At 39.2% G+C, this 18,606-nt stretch carries 19 protein-coding genes and 1 pseudogene; 4 read left to right on the top strand and 16 right to left on the bottom strand.

Translation table 11 applies throughout. The annotated features are described in order from the left end of the window. Positions 1 to 82 precede the first annotated feature (82 nt). Positions 83 to 499: a hypothetical protein gene (locus tag ACTJJQ_RS08440; RefSeq protein WP_242731003.1), complete on the top strand. Its 417-nt coding sequence runs from the start codon at positions 83 to 85 to the stop codon at positions 497 to 499. A gap of 122 nt (positions 500 to 621) precedes the next feature. Here ACTJJQ_RS08440 and erpA read toward each other — a convergent pair whose 3' ends face one another. From erpA to ACTJJQ_RS08425, 3 genes are all read right to left on the bottom strand, one after another. After that, entirely contained in the window at positions 622 to 984 is a 363-nt protein-coding gene (erpA, locus tag ACTJJQ_RS08435; protein WP_008357254.1) for an iron-sulfur cluster insertion protein ErpA, read from the bottom strand. Positions 985 to 1,057: 73 nt separating this feature from the next. Next, a complete protein-coding gene (gene dapF / locus ACTJJQ_RS08430) occupies positions 1,058 to 1,912 on the bottom strand; it encodes a diaminopimelate epimerase (RefSeq protein ID WP_041091838.1) in 855 nt (284 codons plus the stop codon). Positions 1,913 to 2,182: 270 nt separating this feature from the next. Continuing rightward, complete coding sequence (locus tag ACTJJQ_RS08425; protein ID WP_008346813.1) at positions 2,183 to 2,419, bottom strand: YuzB family protein; 237 nt, start codon at positions 2,417 to 2,419, stop codon at positions 2,183 to 2,185. Positions 2,420 to 2,674: 255 nt separating this feature from the next. Between ACTJJQ_RS08425 and ACTJJQ_RS08420 the strand changes: the two genes are divergently transcribed. After that, positions 2,675 to 3,742, top strand: coding sequence for an NAD(P)/FAD-dependent oxidoreductase (locus tag ACTJJQ_RS08420; RefSeq protein ID WP_047945358.1), 1,068 nt, complete (start codon positions 2,675 to 2,677; stop codon positions 3,740 to 3,742). A 48-nt stretch (positions 3,743 to 3,790) separates the two neighbouring features. Here ACTJJQ_RS08420 and ACTJJQ_RS08415 read toward each other — a convergent pair whose 3' ends face one another. Further along, positions 3,791 to 4,021: a hypothetical protein gene (locus tag ACTJJQ_RS08415; protein ID WP_008346816.1), complete on the bottom strand. Its 231-nt coding sequence runs from the start codon at positions 4,019 to 4,021 to the stop codon at positions 3,791 to 3,793. A 100-nt stretch (positions 4,022 to 4,121) separates the two neighbouring features. Continuing rightward, the gene (locus tag ACTJJQ_RS08410; protein ID WP_008346819.1) at positions 4,122 to 4,451 is read right to left on the bottom strand and encodes a YuzD family protein; all 330 of its coding nucleotides are present in this window, start codon (positions 4,449 to 4,451) and stop codon (positions 4,122 to 4,124) included. A gap of 121 nt (positions 4,452 to 4,572) precedes the next feature. On the opposite strand from ACTJJQ_RS08410, the pseudogene ACTJJQ_RS08405 reads away from it, so the two are divergent. Further along, positions 4,573 to 4,872 (top strand): annotated as a pseudogene (locus tag ACTJJQ_RS08405) (NifU family protein). Between the two features lie 44 nt (positions 4,873 to 4,916). Here ACTJJQ_RS08405 and ACTJJQ_RS08400 read toward each other — a convergent pair. The 6 genes from ACTJJQ_RS08400 to yutH form a co-directional block, all read right to left on the bottom strand. Then, positions 4,917 to 6,890, bottom strand: coding sequence for a S9 family peptidase (locus ACTJJQ_RS08400; RefSeq protein WP_242731005.1), 1,974 nt, complete (start codon positions 6,888 to 6,890; stop codon positions 4,917 to 4,919). 102 nt (positions 6,891 to 6,992) lie between these two features. Then, on the bottom strand, positions 6,993 to 7,925 hold the full coding sequence (thrB, locus tag ACTJJQ_RS08395) for a homoserine kinase (protein ID WP_007500423.1): 933 nt from the start codon (positions 7,923 to 7,925) through the stop codon (positions 6,993 to 6,995). After that, positions 7,922 to 8,986, bottom strand: a complete 1,065-nt coding sequence (thrC, locus tag ACTJJQ_RS08390; protein ID WP_171465723.1) for a threonine synthase — start codon at positions 8,984 to 8,986, stop codon at positions 7,922 to 7,924. The genes thrB and thrC overlap by 4 nt, the downstream gene beginning before the upstream one ends. After that, entirely contained in the window at positions 8,986 to 10,287 is a 1,302-nt protein-coding gene (locus ACTJJQ_RS08385; protein WP_017358915.1) for a homoserine dehydrogenase, read from the bottom strand. Before ACTJJQ_RS08385 ends, thrC begins: the two co-directional genes overlap by 1 nt. Positions 10,288 to 10,509: 222 nt before the next feature. Beyond that, the gene (locus ACTJJQ_RS08380; protein WP_017367983.1) at positions 10,510 to 11,478 is read right to left on the bottom strand and encodes a 2-hydroxyacid dehydrogenase; all 969 of its coding nucleotides are present in this window, start codon (positions 11,476 to 11,478) and stop codon (positions 10,510 to 10,512) included. A gap of 74 nt (positions 11,479 to 11,552) precedes the next feature. Further along, positions 11,553 to 12,593, bottom strand: coding sequence for a spore coat putative kinase YutH (gene yutH / locus ACTJJQ_RS08375; protein WP_007500419.1), 1,041 nt, complete (start codon positions 12,591 to 12,593; stop codon positions 11,553 to 11,555). 113 nt (positions 12,594 to 12,706) lie between these two features. Here yutH and ACTJJQ_RS08370 point away from each other — a divergent pair, with 113 nt between their 5' ends. After that, positions 12,707 to 13,207, top strand: coding sequence for a phosphatidylglycerophosphatase A family protein (locus tag ACTJJQ_RS08370; RefSeq protein WP_024719755.1), 501 nt, complete (start codon positions 12,707 to 12,709; stop codon positions 13,205 to 13,207). A gap of 219 nt (positions 13,208 to 13,426) precedes the next feature. Here the strand turns inward: ACTJJQ_RS08370 and ACTJJQ_RS08365 are convergent, their stop codons facing one another. The 5 genes from ACTJJQ_RS08365 to ACTJJQ_RS08345 form a co-directional block, all read right to left on the bottom strand. Beyond that, positions 13,427 to 15,361: a hypothetical protein gene (locus ACTJJQ_RS08365; RefSeq protein ID WP_440600106.1), complete on the bottom strand. Its 1,935-nt coding sequence runs from the start codon at positions 15,359 to 15,361 to the stop codon at positions 13,427 to 13,429. Next, positions 15,349 to 15,921 (bottom strand): hypothetical protein, encoded by a 573-nt coding sequence (locus ACTJJQ_RS08360; protein WP_017367986.1) that lies wholly within the window; start codon positions 15,919 to 15,921, stop codon positions 15,349 to 15,351. Before ACTJJQ_RS08360 ends, ACTJJQ_RS08365 begins: the two co-directional genes overlap by 13 nt. Positions 15,922 to 15,928: 7 nt before the next feature. Then, a complete protein-coding gene (locus tag ACTJJQ_RS08355; RefSeq protein WP_017367987.1) occupies positions 15,929 to 17,146 on the bottom strand; it encodes a hypothetical protein in 1,218 nt (405 codons plus the stop codon). 221 nt (positions 17,147 to 17,367) lie between these two features. Further along, complete coding sequence (locus tag ACTJJQ_RS08350) at positions 17,368 to 18,138, bottom strand: TIGR01457 family HAD-type hydrolase (protein WP_008346835.1); 771 nt, start codon at positions 18,136 to 18,138, stop codon at positions 17,368 to 17,370. Positions 18,139 to 18,159: 21 nt separating this feature from the next. Further along, positions 18,160 to 18,594, bottom strand: a complete 435-nt coding sequence (locus tag ACTJJQ_RS08345) for a DUF86 domain-containing protein (protein WP_024719757.1) — start codon at positions 18,592 to 18,594, stop codon at positions 18,160 to 18,162. Between the last annotated feature and the right edge of the window lie 12 nt (positions 18,595 to 18,606).

Here is an 18,606-nt window from a genome sequence, read left to right as displayed (position 1 = left end):
ATGGAATCAATGAAGGTTTGATTGGTTCAGCCGATATAAGAAGGAGAAGATCGTCATGAAGTCATGAAGGATAGGTGGAAAGATGATAAAACGTTTCATGATTAGTTTGAGCTTGTTACTGATGATTGGTGGTTCAGTTGAAGTGTTTGCAAAAGACTATAACAAACACTATGCTCAATTCGCTGCCGGATTGAATATGGATGTTGATCAGCTAGAACCTTTTTTAACACATGTGTCTACTTCGATTTTAGATGCTGGTTTGAGTGATCAAGAAATCAAACAGATACTCACCAACGTTCAAAAAATGAATAAAAACAATGAAACAAAAAGAATGGGCACTTTTGAAGTGGTGTACCATGAAAAAACAGCAAAGATTAAAATTGAAATTGAAGTCCATGTGGAAGATGGCAATAAAGAAGTGGTGATCTATATGTTTAGCACCCAAGAGTTGGTGGATGTCTTGGATAAAGAACTTTTGAAAATAGAAGAAGCTATATAAAAAGAGATGCGGAATGAGTGTCTTTTTTGGTCACCTTTCCTCTTCAAACAAAAAGCCTCCTCATTCGTGTTGTTTACAATAACAAACGAACAAGGAGGCTTATTATTATCCATGATAAGTTGTTAACACTCTTCCGGCGTACCGGTATTCGTAGCTGTTCTGAACGAAGAACCGCATCCGCATGACGCAATCGCGTTCGGATTGTCAATCGTGAAACCGCCGCCCATTAGTGATTGTTTGAAATCAATGATGGTGCCGTTCATGATGTCAAGGCTTTCGGAGTCGACAAGAACCTTGATGCCGTGCTGTTCGAACTGCGTGTCTTTTTCTGAGACTTCATGGTCAAAGCCCATTCCGTATGAAAGACCGCTGCAGCCGCCGCCTTTTACGCCCACTCGTAGGAACGCATTTTCTTCTTCATGTTCTTTCATCATATCTTTAATCTGCAATGCAGCAGCTTCTGTAATCGTTACTGGTGTACTCACGATCATCCCTCCTTTTGACTGGATGTTTCTTTTCAATTATAAACGTGATGTTGCCTTTTCTCAAATAAATGGTTTAGAGATAGAATGTGCCGTCACAAATTGTTTCAGCAGGTCCTGTCATCAGCACATGGTCATTGTCTTTCCAGCGAATGATGAGGTCTCCGCCAGCTAGATGAACGGTCATATCCGTTTCTTTTTTCGCATGTCCATTGACAATCGTTGATACAGCCGCAGCACATGCTCCTGTTCCGCACGCTTGCGTAATCCCTGATCCTCTTTCCCACACGCGGAAATGCAGTTCCGTTTCACTGACTCGTTCCACAAATTCTACATTGACGCCTTCTGGAAACATGTCATGCTTTTCAATGATTGGCCCAAGCGAATCGAGCGGCGCCTGTTCAATGTCTTCTAAATAGAAAACGATATGGGGATTCCCCATTGAAACAGCTGTTCCATTTAAGGTCGTCGTGCCAAAATCAAGCGGTTCATTAATCGTTGTACTGGCCGGTTCACCAAGCATTGGCATCGCTTCTTTTTCAAAACGAGGTTTACCCATATCTACTGTCACTAACTGAACGTGACCATCCTGCACATGAACGGTCGCCTCAACGAGTCCTGACAATGTCTCAATCTGGAACGTTGTGTCTGTTACGATTTGATGCTCATACACATATTTTGCAACGCAACGCAGACCGTTACCGCAGTTTTTCCCCTCTGATCCATCATTGTTGAAAATGCGCATCTTCACAGGTGCAACATCTGATGGGCAAATGAGGATCATTCCGTCTGAACCGATACCTGTATAAACAGAAGAAACCTGAATTGCTATCTCTGACAGCTGCTCTTCTGGAAGCTGTTCCTTCATCTGATTGACGTATATATAATTATTTCCTAGTCCGTGCATTTTCGTGAATTGAAATGATGTCATGAGCGTCCTCCAAAAATGTTGTTTCTTTATAGTATAAAAGGAGTCGATTCAGGAGACAATCTTATCATCCCCCGTTTTTCATACATAGAAGCTCTTTGCTGCCATGGCAAAGGGCTTTTATTATGCATATGTCTCTTTTTCTCTCGTGTGATGCTTCATTTTGATGATATTTTATTAGCATAACATATTGGATGCGCTTTCTACATTTTCCCCTAAAAAACGGAAACTGAATATATGAAAAAAATGCACCTCATGACCCATGTGGTGCATTTAAAACATGTCGTTTTCCTCTATAAAAGCATAAATACGCTCGACTAGCTGCTCTGCATTTTCTCCAGAAACAAATTCTCCATTCACAAGGGCAAATGGGGAGTCCATACATTTGCCGCAATAGCTTAAACAACCGTATTCCATTACATCTAAGTTTGGGTCTTTTTCAAGTTTCTCTTTTGCTTCTTGAGACCCTTGTGCAAGATTACTTACACAAAATTCGATCAGTGGAAACACTGTGCTTCACCTCACATTTGCCTTACTATCCTACCGAAATTCCTTCTATTAGTCAAAACATGAGCTTCAATAAATCGTTACGCCTATTCCCCGTAAAATGTTTTACTATTTAGGACTAAGTAATGAATATGTAGGTTATTTTGAAACAATTATTGTGGTTTCACAGTAAATTCGATATAATTTTATTTGGTATTTTAACTTAAAGTTTTTTAGTATAAGTGTTTTTCAATGTCTAGGGGGAAAAGGAGAATCGTCATGAAAAATTTAGTCTTGATCGGCGGAGGTTACGGGAATATGCGGGTTCTCCACCGCTTATTGCCAAATCAATTACCTGATGATGTTACTATCACATTAATTGATCGAAATCCTTACCACTGTTTAAAAACAGAATATTATGCACTTGCTGCTGGAACGATCTCTGATCATCACATTCGAGTATCTTTTCCAGAGCATCCGAAGCTGGATATTCAATACGGGGAAGTAGAAAAAATTGATATTGAAAACAAACAGATCTTATTTAGCGACCGTGAGCCGATTCCATATGATGATACGGTAATCGGACTCGGCTGTGAGGACAAGTATCACAATGTCCCTGGTGCGAAAGAACATACATACAGCATTCAAACCATTGATCAGTCAAGACATACGTATAACAAATTAAACAATTTGAGTGCAGGTGCAACGGTTGGTATCGTCGGTGCTGGACTTAGCGGGGTAGAGCTGGCCAGTGAACTGCGTGAAAGCCGTTCTGATTTAAACATTATTCTTTTTGATCGCGGAGAACTGATTCTTTCCAGTTTCCCAAAAAGATTAAGTTTATATGTACAAAAATGGTTTGAAGAAAATGATGTAAAGATCATTAATTGCGCCAATATTACGAAGGTTGAAGAAGGAGTTGTGTACAACCATGACGATGCCATTGAAGCAGATGTCATCGTGTGGACAGCAGGAATTCAGCCAAGTAAAGTCGTGCGAGATATGGATGTTGAAAAAGACGCCCAAGGCCGTGTCGTCTTAACTCCTCATCACAATCTCCCTGGAGATGAGCATGTCTATGTCGTAGGTGACTGCGCAAGCTTGCCGCACGCACCAAGTGCACAGCTTGCCGAGGCACAGGCAGAGCAAATTGTGCAATCTCTACAGAAACGCTGGAAGAACGAGCCGCTTCCTGAGACTTACCCGCAGTTTAAGTTAAAAGGCGTACTCGGCTCTTTAGGGAAAAAAGCCGGCTTTGGCTTAGTAGCGGATCGCCCGCTTGTTGGTCGTGTTCCAAGACTCTTAAAATCTGGACTTCTTTGGATGTACAAGCATCACAATGGATAAAATGATGTGAATTTTTTCTCAAAGCTCCTTCTAATGAAGGAGCTTTTATTATGAAACGGCATGTGCCGATGGATGGTTCACTTTGATAGGAGCAAGCGCAAGGATGCAGTCTTTACGAAACGTTCTGATCGTCTTCTTCGATAAACAATACGCTTGTATGAACTGTTCAGTTTGACGATGTACAATGATTTTTCGTTTCGAGCACTCTCCATTTTTCTTCATATAAATCATATCAATCGGTATTTGTTGATGAAGAGATTGTTTTAGTAAATAATTCATGATGCTCACGCTCCTTTCATCTCATTATACGCGAACAAACGTTCTAAATCAACCTAAAAAGGAACGTTTGTTCGATTTATTTTTCTAAAAAAAGAACAGCTCATTCACTGCTCTCTTCGTACCCGTATTTCTCCATTTCTTGATAAATATCTTTTAATTTCGGATTGCCCTCTCCTACAATTTGATCCTCAACAAGGACAAGCGGATAAAAGAATTCATCATCAAGAATTCGTTCAGATAATTCTTTTTGGCGTTCGTTTTCAGGCGGGTGCTCAATATCGATATATGTGATGCGAAACGGCTGATTTGGATATTTTCGTTTTAATGCTGCATCTAGCCACTCAAATGTATCTTTTGAAGAAGGCAGATTCACGCAACTAGCGCACAGGACATCTCTTCCATATACATAAAGGTCAACGGTTTTGTTCATTTGACAAGCCCCCCATTCTTTCTTTATTTTAGCTGAATTTTCTGTATGAAAAAAGTCAAAATCACTTTTTGTTTCAAGATGAGATTGTGCTATAATGAGAAGGAAACTTTGAAACCAATCAATAGATTTTTATCGTCCAGATGAATATAATGGTGATATGTTGTGAAAGGAGCGATTATATCTAATGACTGAAGTCGAAATGAAAGACCAAGTACAGGAAGTACTGGACAAACTTCGTCCATTTCTATTACGTGATGGTGGAGACTGTGAGCTTGTAGACATTGAAGATGGCATTGTGAAATTACGCCTTCTTGGTGCATGCGGCAGTTGCCCAAGTTCAACCATTACATTGAAAGCCGGTATTGAGCGCGCATTATTAGAAGAAGTACCTGGCGTTGTAGAAGTTGAACAGGTTTTCTAATTCATATATGACATGAAAACGACCCTTACTGGGTCGTTTTTTAATTAGGATAACTTCTCTCTAAACCATTCTTGAATAAAGGTCAGTCTTTGAATACGCTGCCCAGGGTGGCCGCTTCTCGACAAATCATGAGAAGCCTTCGGGAATTTGACTAATCTCGTGTCTTTTCCAAGCTCCTTTAATGCCACAAAAAGCTGTTCTCCTTGATCGACTGGGCAGCGGTAGTCTTCATCACTGTGCAGGATGAGAAGCGGTGTATTCACCTGTTTTACATACTTTAGCGGCGAACGATCCCATAGCTTATCAACAGAGTCATAAATATCCCCATCAATCTGCCATTTTGTAAAGAAATAACCGATATCACTGATGCCATAAAAGCTAATCCAGTTCGAGATGGAACGCTGTGTAACAGCTGCACGGAAACGGTCTGTCTGTCCGACAATCCAGTTGGTCATAAAACCGCCATAGCTGCCGCCTGTTACGCCAAGCCTTGTTTCATCAAGAAAGTCATAGGCTTCGAGCACATGATCAACAGCCAGCATGACATCCTCATAATCAACGTCACCATAGCTGCCTCTTACACGGTCCGTAAACATCTGTCCATACCCATGACTGCCATGAGGATTGATGTACACAATCGCATACCCTTCAGCGGCAAGCATTTGAAATTCATGAAAATACGTATGACCGTACATCGCATGCGGTCCGCCATGAATTTCTAAGATTAGTGGATATGTCTTCCCCTCTTCCATCTGAGCAGGCTTCATCAACCAGCCATGTACAACGTCTCCTTCTTTTGACTGGTAAGAAATTGGTTCAGGTTCGGATATGACATGTTCCTTTAGAAAGTCATCATGCTCAAACGTGATTTGCTTGAGTGAGGATTCCCCTAAAGTCAGCTCGTACAGCTCACTAGGCGAGACAGGTGAAAGACGGCTGATCAGCATTTTTGATTCGTCTGGATGAAGACTGAAATTCGTCACATGTTCTGCCTCTAAACGAACGGGATAGGCTAAACCTTCAATAGAGAAATAATAAATTCCGGTACTCCCTTGATCAGAAACAAGCGCATAAAACCCCTGACTATCCTTCGTCCATTGCGGAAGCTGATTGGCTTCACCTATGACACTATCCCCTGCCATACAGTTACCAACATACATATCGAGCATTTCTGACAGTTGAACGGTCTTTTTCTCCTTCAGATCATGCAGCCACAATGATGGGAAGGTTGCATTCTGAAATTCACGCTCGTGTCCAATGTACAACAGGCTTTCTCCATTTGGAGAAAATGATACGGTCGAGTAAGCGCCTGTTGATTGGGTGATTTTCTTGGATGTACCACCGTCCTCTAATGACAGGAGACAGATATCACTTATGTAAAACGTCTGCGGGTTGGATTGAATATAGGCGAGCCACTTCCCGCAAGGAGAGACGACATGATTCACATGATGATGCGACTCACTCGTAACCATCTCTACCTCGCCGGAACGGACATCGATTTTTACAATTTGCGTCAGACGCCCATCTAAAAAGCCTCTGCCATCTGCTTTATAAGTCAAATCATCATATACGGCCGGAGCAAAGTCATCACGCTCTTCTTTTTTTTCATCATGAACAGATTCTTCTTGTTTTAATGAGACCGATGCATAAATAAAAGCTCCATCCGGTGAAAATACAGGATGAGATACGCCGTAAGGAATATTCGTTAAGGTACGTATGCCGCCGCCATCGCTCTGAATGAGTGCGAGCTGAGGGACTTCCTTTGGCTTCTGCAAAATAAACGCAAGCTGCTTTCCGTCTTTTGACCATGCTGGTTGATGATGCTTTCCATCATCAAATGTCCATTGAGACAGCTCCCCTGTCTCTTCATCTCGAACCCATAAATGAATATTGTAATCATCCTTTTTTTCATTCACCGTTACTTTTGTAAAAACAGCCTTTTTTCCATCTGGTGAATAAACTGGATGAGAAACAGACACGATTTGTGTTAAATCCTCTGCTGTTATCAATTTCTTCATCAATAGATCTCCCCCTTTTATGTATCAAAAATAGTTCGCTTCTCTAAATAATAATCCCTGCTTTTGTTATGAAAAACAAGGATAAAAAAAGAACGTGCGTCTTCACAGCACGTTCTTCATTTGATTCACAGAATGATGCTCGACGACGACACCTTCTACTGGCACCGTCAACACATCCACTTCACAATGCGGGAAATTTTGGGCAAGCTGCTTTTTCAGCGCTTCTCCCTTCCCTTTTTCCACTAAGGTCAAAATAGTCGGCCCAGCACCGCTTAATGCTGTTCCATACGCGCCTTTTAATGAAGCAACGTGCTCCACCTTTGATAGCTCTGGGACAAGCATCGTGCGGTATGGCTGATGAAATAAATCTTTATTCATCATTTCCCCTACAAGCGGCCAGTTCTGTGTCATTAAGGCGGCAACAAGGACGTTACTCACTGCACTCGCACTCACGGCCTGTTTATAGGAAAAATCCTCTGGCAGGACATCACGGGCATCCTTTGTGAGCACTTCATAAAAAGGAATCACGACGACGACATCTACATCCACATGCTGCACTTTAACGGCATGTGTCTTGTCTTCTTCATGAAGACCGATGAGTAAACCACCGAATAAAGAGGCACCCGCATTATCTGGATGACCTTCTACCTCACTTGCAAAAAAGAGCTTCTGATCATCGGTCATCTTTAATTCAAGCAGCTGATTAGCGAGCTCAATAGCGGCGACAATGGCAGCAGCGCTGCTGCCCAGCCCCCTTGCTAATGGAATATCACTCCACACTTTGACATGAACAGGCGGGAGTGTTTTTCCAAAGTCATCTGCGACCTTTTTAGCTGTTTGGTAGATCAGATTATCGGTGCCTGATGGAATGCCAGACACAACATCTGTTTCTGCTTCAAACAGCCAGCTATCATGGTCATAGACCGATAGCTTTAAATAGCGGCTGAGCGCCATTCCGACTGAGTCAAAGCCTGGTCCTAAGTTGGCAGTGCTTCCCGGTACTGTGATTGAAAAAAGCATGGAGGCGTTACTCATACGCGTGCGGCCTTTTCTAAATGTTCCAGAATTTGATCTTCATCTGCATCCAGTGTGACCGGTTTGATGTGCGAAATATCAATCGCCGTATTCGGATCTTTTAATCCGTTTCCTGTCAGTACTGCGACAACTTTACTGCCTGGCTTAATTTCTCCAGATTTCACTTGTTTGAGTACACCTGCAATTGATGCACAAGAGCCTGGCTCTGCAAAGACACCTTCTTCACGTGCGATCAATTGATAGGCATGAAGAATTTCTTCATCTGTCACTTCATCAATTTTCCCGTTCGATTCATCTGCCGCTGCTACAGCTTGCTTCCAGCTTGCAGGGTTTCCGATGCGAATGGCTGTTGCGACTGTTTCTGGCTGCTCAATGACTTCATTTCGAACGATGGCTGCAGCACCTTCTGCTTCAAAACCACGCATGACTGGCAGTGCAGTGCCTTTTTTCTCATGATATTCTTTGAAACCTTTCCAGTACGCTGTAATATTCCCCGCATTTCCAACAGGAATCGCCAGTACGTCCGGCGCAGCGCCGCCTAGCTGCTCACAGATTTCAAATGCCGCTGTTTTTTGTCCTTCAATTCGGTATGGATTGACGGAGTTAACAAGTGCGATCGGTGCTTTTTCACAGATGCTGCGGACAATTTTCAGTGCATCATCAAAGTTGCCGTCAATGGCAATGATCTCTGCTCCGTACATGACAGCCTGCGCCAGCTTACCGAAGGCAATTTTTCCATCTGGAATGATGACAATACATTTCATATCAGCGCGCGCCGCATAAGCTGCTGCTGCTGCAGACGTATTCCCTGTCGATGCACACATGATCGTATCATTGCCTTCTTCTTTTGCCTTTGCGACGGCCATGACCATCCCGCGATCCTTAAAAGAACCTGTAGGGTTGACGCCTTCTGTTTTCACATGAAGTTCAATCCCCAGTTTTTCGGAAAGCTTTGCGAGATGAATCAGCGGTGTGTTTCCTTCATTTAATGTTAGTTTAGGTGTTTGTTCGTTTACTGGTAAGAATTCTTGAAATTCTTCAATGAGTCCATTCCACTTCATCAGCTTAAACCGTTCCCTTCTACTCGGTACGTGCTCTTCACTTGAACCACCACGTCGAGATCGTTTAATGTTTGCAGGATATTTGAGAAATCTTCTTCTGATGTTTGATGTGTAATAATCACAATTTCAGCAAGCTCATCATGCCCTTTGACAGGAAGCTGAAGGATCTTTTCAAAGCTGATGCCTCTTTCAGAAAAAATCGATGTAATGCGGGAGAAAGCTCCGACTTGATCTCTCACATGTATTCTTAAAAATTGCTGAGCAAATACTTCGGATGATGATTTGATTTTCTTCTCAAATTGCGGTGCAATAAATCCACTGCCATTCACACCAAGACGCATGTTTTTCATAACAGCGACTAAATCAGAGACAACAGCAGTTGCCGTTGGCAGGCTGCCTGCTCCAGGTCCGTAAAACATCGTTTCTCCGACAGCACTTCCGTAAACATAGACAGCATTAAATTCATTGTTGACGGAAGATAACGGGTGATGATCAGGAAGTAAAGTTGGCTGTACGCTGACCTCCACTTTTTCTCCGTCCCTTTGGGCAATTCCAATCAGCTTCATTGTATAGCCAAAACGTTTACTGAAATTAATGTCCTCATCCGAGATGTCAGAGATGCCTTTCACTTTCACATCCTCTAAGTCTACATTCATGGAAAAGCCGAGTCTTGCCAGGATGGCCATCTTTCTTGCCGCATCTAGTCCTTCTACGTCCGCCGTCGGATCTGCTTCTGCAAAGCCAAGATCCTGCGCTTCTTTTAATACATCTTCATACGCACTTTTATCGACATTCATTTTTGTTAAAATAAAGTTCGTTGTCCCGTTCACGATTCCCATCATTTTTGTGATGCGGTCAGAGGCTAAACCTTCCTCTAGTGTACGCAAAATCGGAATCCCACCTGCGACACTCGCTTCATAGTAAAGGTCACAGCCGTTTTCTTTTGCTACATGTAAAAGCTCTGTGCCATATAGCGCCATTAAATCCTTATTGGCTGTAATGACATGCTTCTTCTCATTTAGTGCATCTATTAAATATTGTTTTGTCTCTTCAATGCCGCCCATCACTTCAATAATGACGTCGACCTCTGGATCTCGAATCACATCGTATACTTCAGTTGTGAAGACCTCTCTTGCCACATCCACATCTCTTTTTTTATCGGGATTGCTCACAAGCACTTTTTGTATTAATACCGGACAGCCGATCTGGTGCATTAATTTATCCTGATGATCTTGAATAATCTTAACGACACCGCTCCCCACTGTTCCTAATCCTAGTAGTCCAACTCGAATTGCCTTCACCTGAAATTCCACCTTTCTCCGTAAATGTCCTCTCTAAAAAGACATTTGTTAACCTAACACAGACATTCAATGTACACACATTATAAAGGGGTATCCTCATTTTGACAAGGTAATAAAATAAGAGAATATGAGAATGAAACCGCTTAACAGCTATTTATATCAAGATTCTATATTTTCAAAATATTTTTGTGAGAAAAGCTCCCGAAGCCGGGAAGCTTGAGATTACGCCTGAACTGGCGTTTTGGCTTGCTGATCTTGCAGGACAAGCGCAATATTTTCAGCACATAAATGCATCATGTTTTTTCTCGTTTCAACACTTGCACTTCCGATATGAGGAAGCACTGTCACATTTGGTAATGTCGTTAATGGGTGATCTGGGCTGACTGGTTCCTTGCTAAATACATCCAGACCTGCTCCTGCAATTTTCCCTGTCGTGACAGCATCATATAAAGCATCTTCGTCTACCGTCTGCCCTCTGGAAACGTTGATGAAGTAAGCCGTGTTCTTCATCTGCTCAAATGCTTTCTTATTAAACATTTCTTTCGTTTCAGGCGTTAAAGGCGTCAAACAAACGATGAAATCAGACTGCGTAAGCAGCTCATCAAATGCGGCATAGGTCACACCTAGCTGCGCTTCTGCTTCTGGCTTTCTTGAACGATTATGATACAGAACATTCATATCAAAACCTTTTGCCCGCTTGGCCAGTGCGGTTCCAATACTGCCCATTCCGACAATCCCTAACGTTTTATGATGAACATCCGCACCGGCTAGAAGAAGCGGTCCCCAGCCTGTCCAATTCCCATCCTTAATCCAATCACTCGCTTCGACAATTCGTCTTGCTGACGCCATCAAAAGCGCAAAGGCTAAATCAGCCGTCGATTCTGTTAAGACGTCCGGTGTATGACATACCGTGATCCCGTGCTTTTTAGCTGCCTTTAGATCAATATTGTCATAGCCGACCGCGAGATTCGCGACCACTTTTAGATTTGGAGCATTTGATAAAAGTGCCTCATCTACTTGATCTGACAGCATCGTGAGCAGCCCATCTGCTTGAGCCGCTTGTTTTTCTAACTCTTCTCTTGGACACGGCTCATCCTCGCTCGTCCACATGTCAATATGAGCGACTTCTTTTAATGGTGTAAGTGTTGTTTCATCAAGCTTTCTTGTGATATAGACATACGGTTTCGTCAAGAAGAACACTCCTTTGGTTGATTTCTTTAAGCATAACGAAAAACGCCTCAAGAGAAAAGAGACGTTTCGTCTGTTCACTGAAACTTCAAATCAGCGGATTGATGAATCCATCCAACAGGAGGAATGAGATGCCCACCGCTGCGCATGGCACTCAATTCTTGAAACACCTTGAGAAAATATTCGTAGCGATTCGCATCATTTAAAACGTAATCTAATCGTTCTTCATAATAAGATTTTTCATTTTCTCCTGACATATAATAACCTTCGACAATTTCAAAATAATGAAGCGGAAACAGAAGACGGCTGTACAGCAGACGCTTTGAAAATGATGAAAGAGGCGTGACCTGCTCATATTGCTGCAAAAAGGAAAATCCCTCTTCAATTAAATCCTCCTTATGCTGGACAAAGGTTTCTCTTAAATATTCCGCGATATCTCTTGTTGGATGGTCAAATACCCAGTCAACAGGTAAACGAAGCGGCTGCTCATGTGGCCAGGTCATACGTGAAAAGCGCTGATGACAAACAGTACCTGAATCACATTCTTTCGGTTCATCATCAAGCTCTGTATCCACTAAATATTGAATAGCATTTTCCGTTAATCCGAGATAATACGGAAAGGATTCAATAAATTTCTTTTCAAATCGTTCAAGTGGTTTTTGATGCATTTGCTGCATCCAAAAGCCTTCCAGCTGGTCTAACCGTTTTGCCCATAATTCCTTCCAAGCTCCGACACGTTTTGTTTCAGACACCTCATAAGGAAACCCTCTCCCTCTGACATGAAAAGCCGCCAGCTCTGGTGCGTGCTGAAATGAGCGGCTTGTAACCCGCGGTGCTGCCTTTAATAGAGCGTACAGTTCTTTTCCATGGGTAAAAGTCGGTTTCTCTTCGTTTGTTAATTCAAACACGGCAACGTATGGGTCACCGTCATTCAGTAAATACTGACTGATATGATAAAGCTCTGTGAGTTCTTCTTCTCGCAAATGAGAAACGGGAACAATGATGAAGAGAGCTTTCGCCGTTTGAAAGCTCTGATAACTGCCATATGGCATAAATTGACGCACATCAATACCAAATGTGTGATAAATGGTTTCTTTCATGATTTCACCTGCGTTCATAAAATCAGTCTCTTATCATATCGTAGTCGCAGGTTGAGGGATTTATGAATACTATTTATTATCCGAAGCTTTTTCACACGTTGTGGACAAATTACGAGGATTGGGTGAGGAACATGCCGCATCATCATGAGATGAACGAAGTAGAAAAAACAGCAAGACGCCGTTTACAAGAACGAGGCGTAACCATTCAAGATATAGCAGACCTTGTCTTCTTTTTACAGGAAAAATATCATCCTGGCTTAGACATGACAGAGTGCATCCACAATGTGGAACGTGTCATCGCAAAACGTGAAGTCCAAAATGCCATCTTAACAGGCGTTGAACTAGATGTTCTCGCTGAGCAAAAAAAGCTGACAGAACCGCTGCAATCCATTCTTGAAACAGATGAAAGTCTATATGGTGTGGATGAAATTTTATCCTTTGCCATCGTTAATATTTATGGCTCCATCGGCTTTACGAATTACGGATATATCGATAAAGAAAAACCAGGGATTCTCGGGAAACTCAACGATAAATCCTCAGGCGAATGCCACACCTTTTTAGATGACATTGTCGGTGCTATTGCTGCGGCAGCATCAAGCAGACTGGCACATAGTGCGAGAAATGCAGAATAAAGAAAAAGAGGACGCGCGCGTAACGCTTGTCCTCTTTTTTATAGTGAAATTAATGTTATTCAAAATTCCCCCTTTTTAAGCTCTAACATCTAATAGTTTTTAGCGTTTTGTATGTTTCTTAGAATAATCTTTTTAAAATTGAAAACAATTCAAAAACGCACAATAGACTACAAACAGTATTAGTCAACTGTCAAGCTATTACAACATTAAAGAATATTCCTACCTGATATTCTTTAATAATTTATTTTCTTCTGTAAGCCTCTCTATCACAAAGTTATTATATTTTTCTGGATACTTATTTCTACCTGTAGTTAAGATAATTTGAAAAGTCGAGGATTTACCTTCATTAACATTTGCAACTTCATCAATTAATGACATACATTTAATTAAGTTTTCTTCATCTATCCCTAAATTTTCTGGTGTATCAATTAGTAAGAACTTTGGAAATGGAACATTTATAGATTCAAGAGACAATTTTATTAATGTTAAATAGTATAAAAATCTCCGTGGAACATAGGAACTTGCTTGTCTATATGTGCCTCCATTAATAATTGGCATATAATTCTCATCTAACTCCACTCTGTTTACTTGATTATCAGCTTTTTTCATAAGATTACTATAGATAGCTTCGAATTCAGTTTTTTGCTTGCCTATCAGTTCACTTGCAATTTTCTCCATCTTTTTCAACTTCAAATCTAACTTTTCTAGTTTCCCTCTACCCTTAGTATATTCTTTTTTTATTTCGTAATATTGTTTTATTATATTAAGTCTTTGCTCACTAATTTGTAGATTGTTTTTAACTTCTAACAACCTATCATTTACAGTATTTAACTCGATATCATTTGAGGTATTTTTAATATCATCTTTAACCTCTAATAGTTTATCTTTGAGTTTGTCTCTATCTATTTCTAAATTTATTAATTTCTCTTTTGAATATTTAAGCTCTTCTTCACAAGATTTAATCGCTGCTTCAATTGTCTCTACCGATTTTTGCTTTGATTTGAGAATTGCTAGGTATTCATCAGCACTATAAAAAAATTTTTCATATTCACTCTCATCAATTGGATGTCCACAAATACAGTGATTTTCCCTTCTTTGTACATTCCTCAGACAACTTGGACAAGTATTAGGAGAGAAAATATTTAGCTCTTCATGTGCTAGAATAATTTTTTTAATTTGTGTAACTTCCAGTACTAAATCACTTCTTAACTTTTGAAGATTGTTTAGTTCTATTGTAGTCGCCTTAATACTTGATTCCAATTCAGTTATTGAGTTATCTCTATTAAACTTCTTTATTCGGAGCTTTTCAATAAAGCTATCAAATTGAACAAGGTTATATTCTGATTGTTTTAAATTTCTCCTAAATAAATCTAATTTTTCAATTTGTGTTTTTAGTTGAGCAACTTCATTTATAGCATCTTCTAGATTTATCTCTCTAACTCTATACTTCATCCGAGCTGCCATTTCTTCATAATTCTCTAACGTAGTTTTCAAAGTATTTGTCTCACGTTCTGTATGGTTATACTCGCCAATTAAAGCATAATAATCAGAAAACTGATACCCCACTAATAATTCAAATATTACTTTTCTAACAGCAATTGAATCAGATATAAAATTGCTCTCATTCCTATGTTCTTTATAAATCTTTTGGTCACTCGTATCTTGGTCATAATGAATAAGACGAAACAAATCGGAAAAACTAATCTTAAATTTCCTAGTCCCTTGATAAATCTCGCATACCTTAATTCCAAGTTGCTCAAGTATCCAATCAGAGAAAGTTAAATCATCCTTTTTAGAAATCGCTTTCCTATTTAAAACAAAACTTGATTCTGTTCCATTGCCTTTGACAAAAATAATATTATTATTGGATGGATTAAAATACCTTGTGACTTCATAATCAACACCATTTAGAGTAATTATTAGTAAAACATAATTATTTGTGTCGTTGTATATTTCAATATGATTTTCTTTATTGTTCTTAAAATCAAATTGCTTAACGTACATTCCTAACCCATAACTAACCAAAGAACTAAAAGTTGTTTTACCTGCTCCATTTTCTGCTTCTACTATTTGAAGCCCTCTTTTCAACTCTCTAGATGAATAATGATATTTATCTCCTTTATAAATAATCCTCTTTAAAGCTAACTCTCCCATACTCTCACTCCATTTTCCTCGTATAACCTTTCTAATAATGTTAAAGTTTTAAGCATTTTCAGTCGTGGAATTGCTTCCTTAATTTTATTAATGTTAGAAATTTCAACGCTAAAAAGATCAGACCTTAAAAATTTTCTCGAGATATTTTTTTTATTAATCCAAATATCAACCGTACGTCTTTTCTCATTTTTGGACATATTTACATATCCATTAGCTTCAAGAGTAAATAAAATTGAAGCAACAAGTTTCAAGTTTAATCTACTCTTAATATATGTGATTCTCAAAATCTCCAAATCATCTCTTTTTAAGTGTTGTTGACTATTATGATATTTTAAAAAAATCTCTAATATTGAATTATTTGAAATAAAAGGTAACAAATAATTTAGTTTTCGATAGTCAGTCCACTTAGATTTACTATTATTACAATCATATGTATCTAATAGAATTAATATATTATAAGTAATGAAATTATAATCTTCGTCTTTAGCAAACATTATTCTTTTTTTTACGTCCAAATTTTGTTTTTCATAAACATAATTGTTATTTTTGTCTTTTTTCATATTCACATCACCTATCAAAAGAAAGATAACAGCTATCAAAAAGTTCTAAGATAGTGTTTTTTAAAGTATCTTTATTCTTAAAAGGGTAAGCAAAATCTTTTGATTTTTCATCTATATGACCGCTTGCGAAAATAGAAATCTCTTCTACCCAAATATCAACTTGTTCGGGGCTAACAACTTCTGTATCAATTGATTCTAGTATTTCTAATAATTTTTCTTCACAAGCCTCAAATATCCGATACTGATAAGCACTTTTCTCCCTACTATCTATTTTCTCTAACTCAAGTTTTACAGCACCAATTTTCCTTGCATACATATCTAGTTTTTTCGGGTTATATTTTGGAGCGACACCTTCAATTTTTTCTTTCAAATTTCTGTTATCAGAAGGTTCTATTTTTTCCCACTGTGCATACACTGGGTCATTTCTTTTATAATTATGTGTGGCAACTTCAAGTAGAACTCTTCTAACTTCAGAATCAGTAATTAATCGACCTAATAAATCTTTAACATTTTGTCTTTTCTCAAAGAGATCCAATAATGCAGAAATAACATATGATTCCTTTCCATTTAAGTTTGCAGTATTATAAAATCTTTGAGTAGATATATCTTTGATCAGTGTTTTCTCTAACTCTGCTTCATTTTCTTGTTCGAATTTCCAGTCAATTTTATCTAGAAACGCTATCCATAATTCATCTGACATTTCCTTTAATTGAGTTAAAAAACCGCTCTCTTTTTTACCCTCATATTGAATTTTATATTCATGTAATAATACAATTTTCACAATGTTTAATAAATTATCCTCATAATAATTCTTTTCAATAAGCAATTCAATAATCGGCTTTTTAGGCATTTCTAAATTTAATTTCTTAGTATATTGTGAATTATTTTCTTTACCTATTTTTACATTTGTATAAAAACATAAAGTTAATCCTTCTGATTCATATTGAAACCAACAATCTAAAAAGCTTATCATACTATTTTTCACTTCATTTGACATAAAACTAAAAGAGTTTTTAGAATCATAGTTCTTATCTCCTTCTGATATCTCTTCTACAACACCATCATTAATAAACTTCAAATAAACATCATCCAGATACTCTGTTGCAGAATATACTACTGCTTTTTCTGAAACATTCATTTTGTCAAGTAATAATTTTATTGCCCTTAATCGCTGTAGTCTAAACCCTTTCCCTTGAGCACCAACTTCTCTTTTTATAACATTCATCCATTTACACCCTTTAGCGTTAGTTCTTTTTACACTTCGACATTATACACCAATTACCTCCAATTTTTTCAAAAAAATGAAAAATAAAAACACACAGCTACTTTGATTCAGTATAACTGTGTGTTTTTTATTGAAAAAGTATGAGTAATGTAAGGAGATTTCCAAATTATTTCAATATTAGTGTGAATTTCACTCCACTCTTTACGCTTGTCCTCTTTTCATTAAGATAATCGTTCAATCCACTCAGATAATGAATCAATGACATAGGTTGGCTGTTTGTCATATTTCTGAAGCAGCTCTTTTGTCGTGACGCCTGTATGGACAAGCAGTGTATCCATCCCTGCATTCATCCCTGCCATAATATCGGTATCATAGTTATCGCCCACCATGAGCGTCTCTGACACATCTGTCCCGAGCACCCGCATGGCCTGTTCCATAATGATAGACTCTGGCTTTCCGATAAATGTTGGCTGCACTGTTGTTGTAACCGTCAGCACAGATGTTAACGATCCATTTCCAGGTAACAGCCCTCTTTCTGTCGGAATGGCAATATCTCCATTTGTTGAAACAAATTGTGCACCTTGACGGATCGCAATGGCTCCTACCGCTAGTTTTTCATATGTAATACCGCGGTCTATTCCAACGACAACGAAATCAGCGTCTTCTTGACCAAACGACAAGCCTTTTTCTTCGATGGCCTGCTGAATTCCTTCTTCTCCGATCACATACACCGAGGCATCTTTCTTTTGTTCTGCGATATAGTTTGCCGTCGCCATACTTGTTGTAAAGACTTGTTCTTCCGTTGCTGGAATATCGAATGAAACCAGTTTCTCTGCTACTTGCTTCGGCGTGCGTGAAGAGTTATTCGTGACAAACAAATAAGGGATGTTCAACTCATTTAACTTGTGAACAAATTGCCCCGCCTCTTCAATCTTTTCTGTTCCTTTATACATCGTCCCGTCTAAATCAATTAAATAGCCTTTGTATTTCATGCTGCATACAACTCCAATGGTTTATTTAAACGCTGATACTGGTCCAAGCTCCTGCTCCAAGTAAGTGCGAATTCGATTCGGGAAGACTTGCAGCGCCTGTTCTACCTCACTGATGACCTGCAACAAATCGTGATGAACCACTTCTTGGTATTGCTGAACAAGTGTTTTACGGCACGAGACCAGTTTTTTCAGGTGAGTGCCTTCTTCTGTTGGTACAACCTTTTCGTCCACAAGAATATCCATGATGTCGTCATAGCTTCCCGGGTCCCGCATGATAAAGCCGTCAATCATATCATTTCCTGTATCAAGAATACATTCGACGAGCAAATGAACAATTCGTTCCAGCGCTTTTTTTTCTAAAGGGCTTGACCATGTTTGATGACTGCGCATCAAATCATATTGCTCCTCAAAAAAACGTAATGTCTCTTCAATCTTCTTTCTGTCTACGAAATACATCATGACGCTCCC

Source organism: Bacillus sp. 22483 (assembly GCF_052044605.1).
GTDB classification, from domain to species: Bacteria; Bacillota; Bacilli; order Bacillales; family Bacillaceae; genus Bacillus; species Bacillus altitudinis.
This window is presented reverse-complemented; position numbering and strand designations above follow the sequence as displayed.

Bases quoted from the DNA above. Each gene is read 5' to 3' on its own strand.
- ACTJJQ_RS08440 (WP_242731003.1), top strand. From the start codon at position 83: ATGATAAAACGTTTCATGATTAGTTTGAGCTTGTTACTGATGATTGGT.
- ACTJJQ_RS08400 (WP_242731005.1), bottom strand. From the start codon at position 6,890: ATGAAGAAATTGATAACAGCAGAGGATTTAACACAAATCGTGTCTGTT.
- ACTJJQ_RS08355 (WP_017367987.1), bottom strand. From the start codon at position 17,146: ATGAATGTTATAAAAAGAGAAGTTGGTGCTCAAGGGAAAGGGTTTAGA.
- thrC (WP_171465723.1), bottom strand. From the start codon at position 8,986: ATGAAGTGGAATGGACTCATTGAAGAATTTCAAGAATTCTTACCAGTA.
- ACTJJQ_RS08345 (WP_024719757.1), bottom strand. From the start codon at position 18,594: ATGTATTTCGTAGACAGAAAGAAGATTGAAGAGACATTACGTTTTTTT.
- ACTJJQ_RS08370 (WP_024719755.1), top strand. From the start codon at position 12,707: ATGCCGCATCATCATGAGATGAACGAAGTAGAAAAAACAGCAAGACGC.
- ACTJJQ_RS08365 (WP_440600106.1), bottom strand. From the start codon at position 15,361: ATGGGAGAGTTAGCTTTAAAGAGGATTATTTATAAAGGAGATAAATAT.
- ACTJJQ_RS08350 (WP_008346835.1), bottom strand. From the start codon at position 18,138: ATGAAATACAAAGGCTATTTAATTGATTTAGACGGGACGATGTATAAA.
- ACTJJQ_RS08420 (WP_047945358.1), top strand. From the start codon at position 2,675: ATGAAAAATTTAGTCTTGATCGGCGGAGGTTACGGGAATATGCGGGTT.
- yutH (WP_007500419.1), bottom strand. From the start codon at position 12,593: ATGAACGCAGGTGAAATCATGAAAGAAACCATTTATCACACATTTGGT.
- ACTJJQ_RS08360 (WP_017367986.1), bottom strand. From the start codon at position 15,921: ATGAAAAAAGACAAAAATAACAATTATGTTTATGAAAAACAAAATTTG.
- thrB (WP_007500423.1), bottom strand. From the start codon at position 7,925: ATGAGTAACGCCTCCATGCTTTTTTCAATCACAGTACCGGGAAGCACT.
- ACTJJQ_RS08410 (WP_008346819.1), bottom strand. From the start codon at position 4,451: ATGAACAAAACCGTTGACCTTTATGTATATGGAAGAGATGTCCTGTGC.
- dapF (WP_041091838.1), bottom strand. From the start codon at position 1,912: ATGACATCATTTCAATTCACGAAAATGCACGGACTAGGAAATAATTAT.
- ACTJJQ_RS08415 (WP_008346816.1), bottom strand. From the start codon at position 4,021: ATGAATTATTTACTAAAACAATCTCTTCATCAACAAATACCGATTGAT.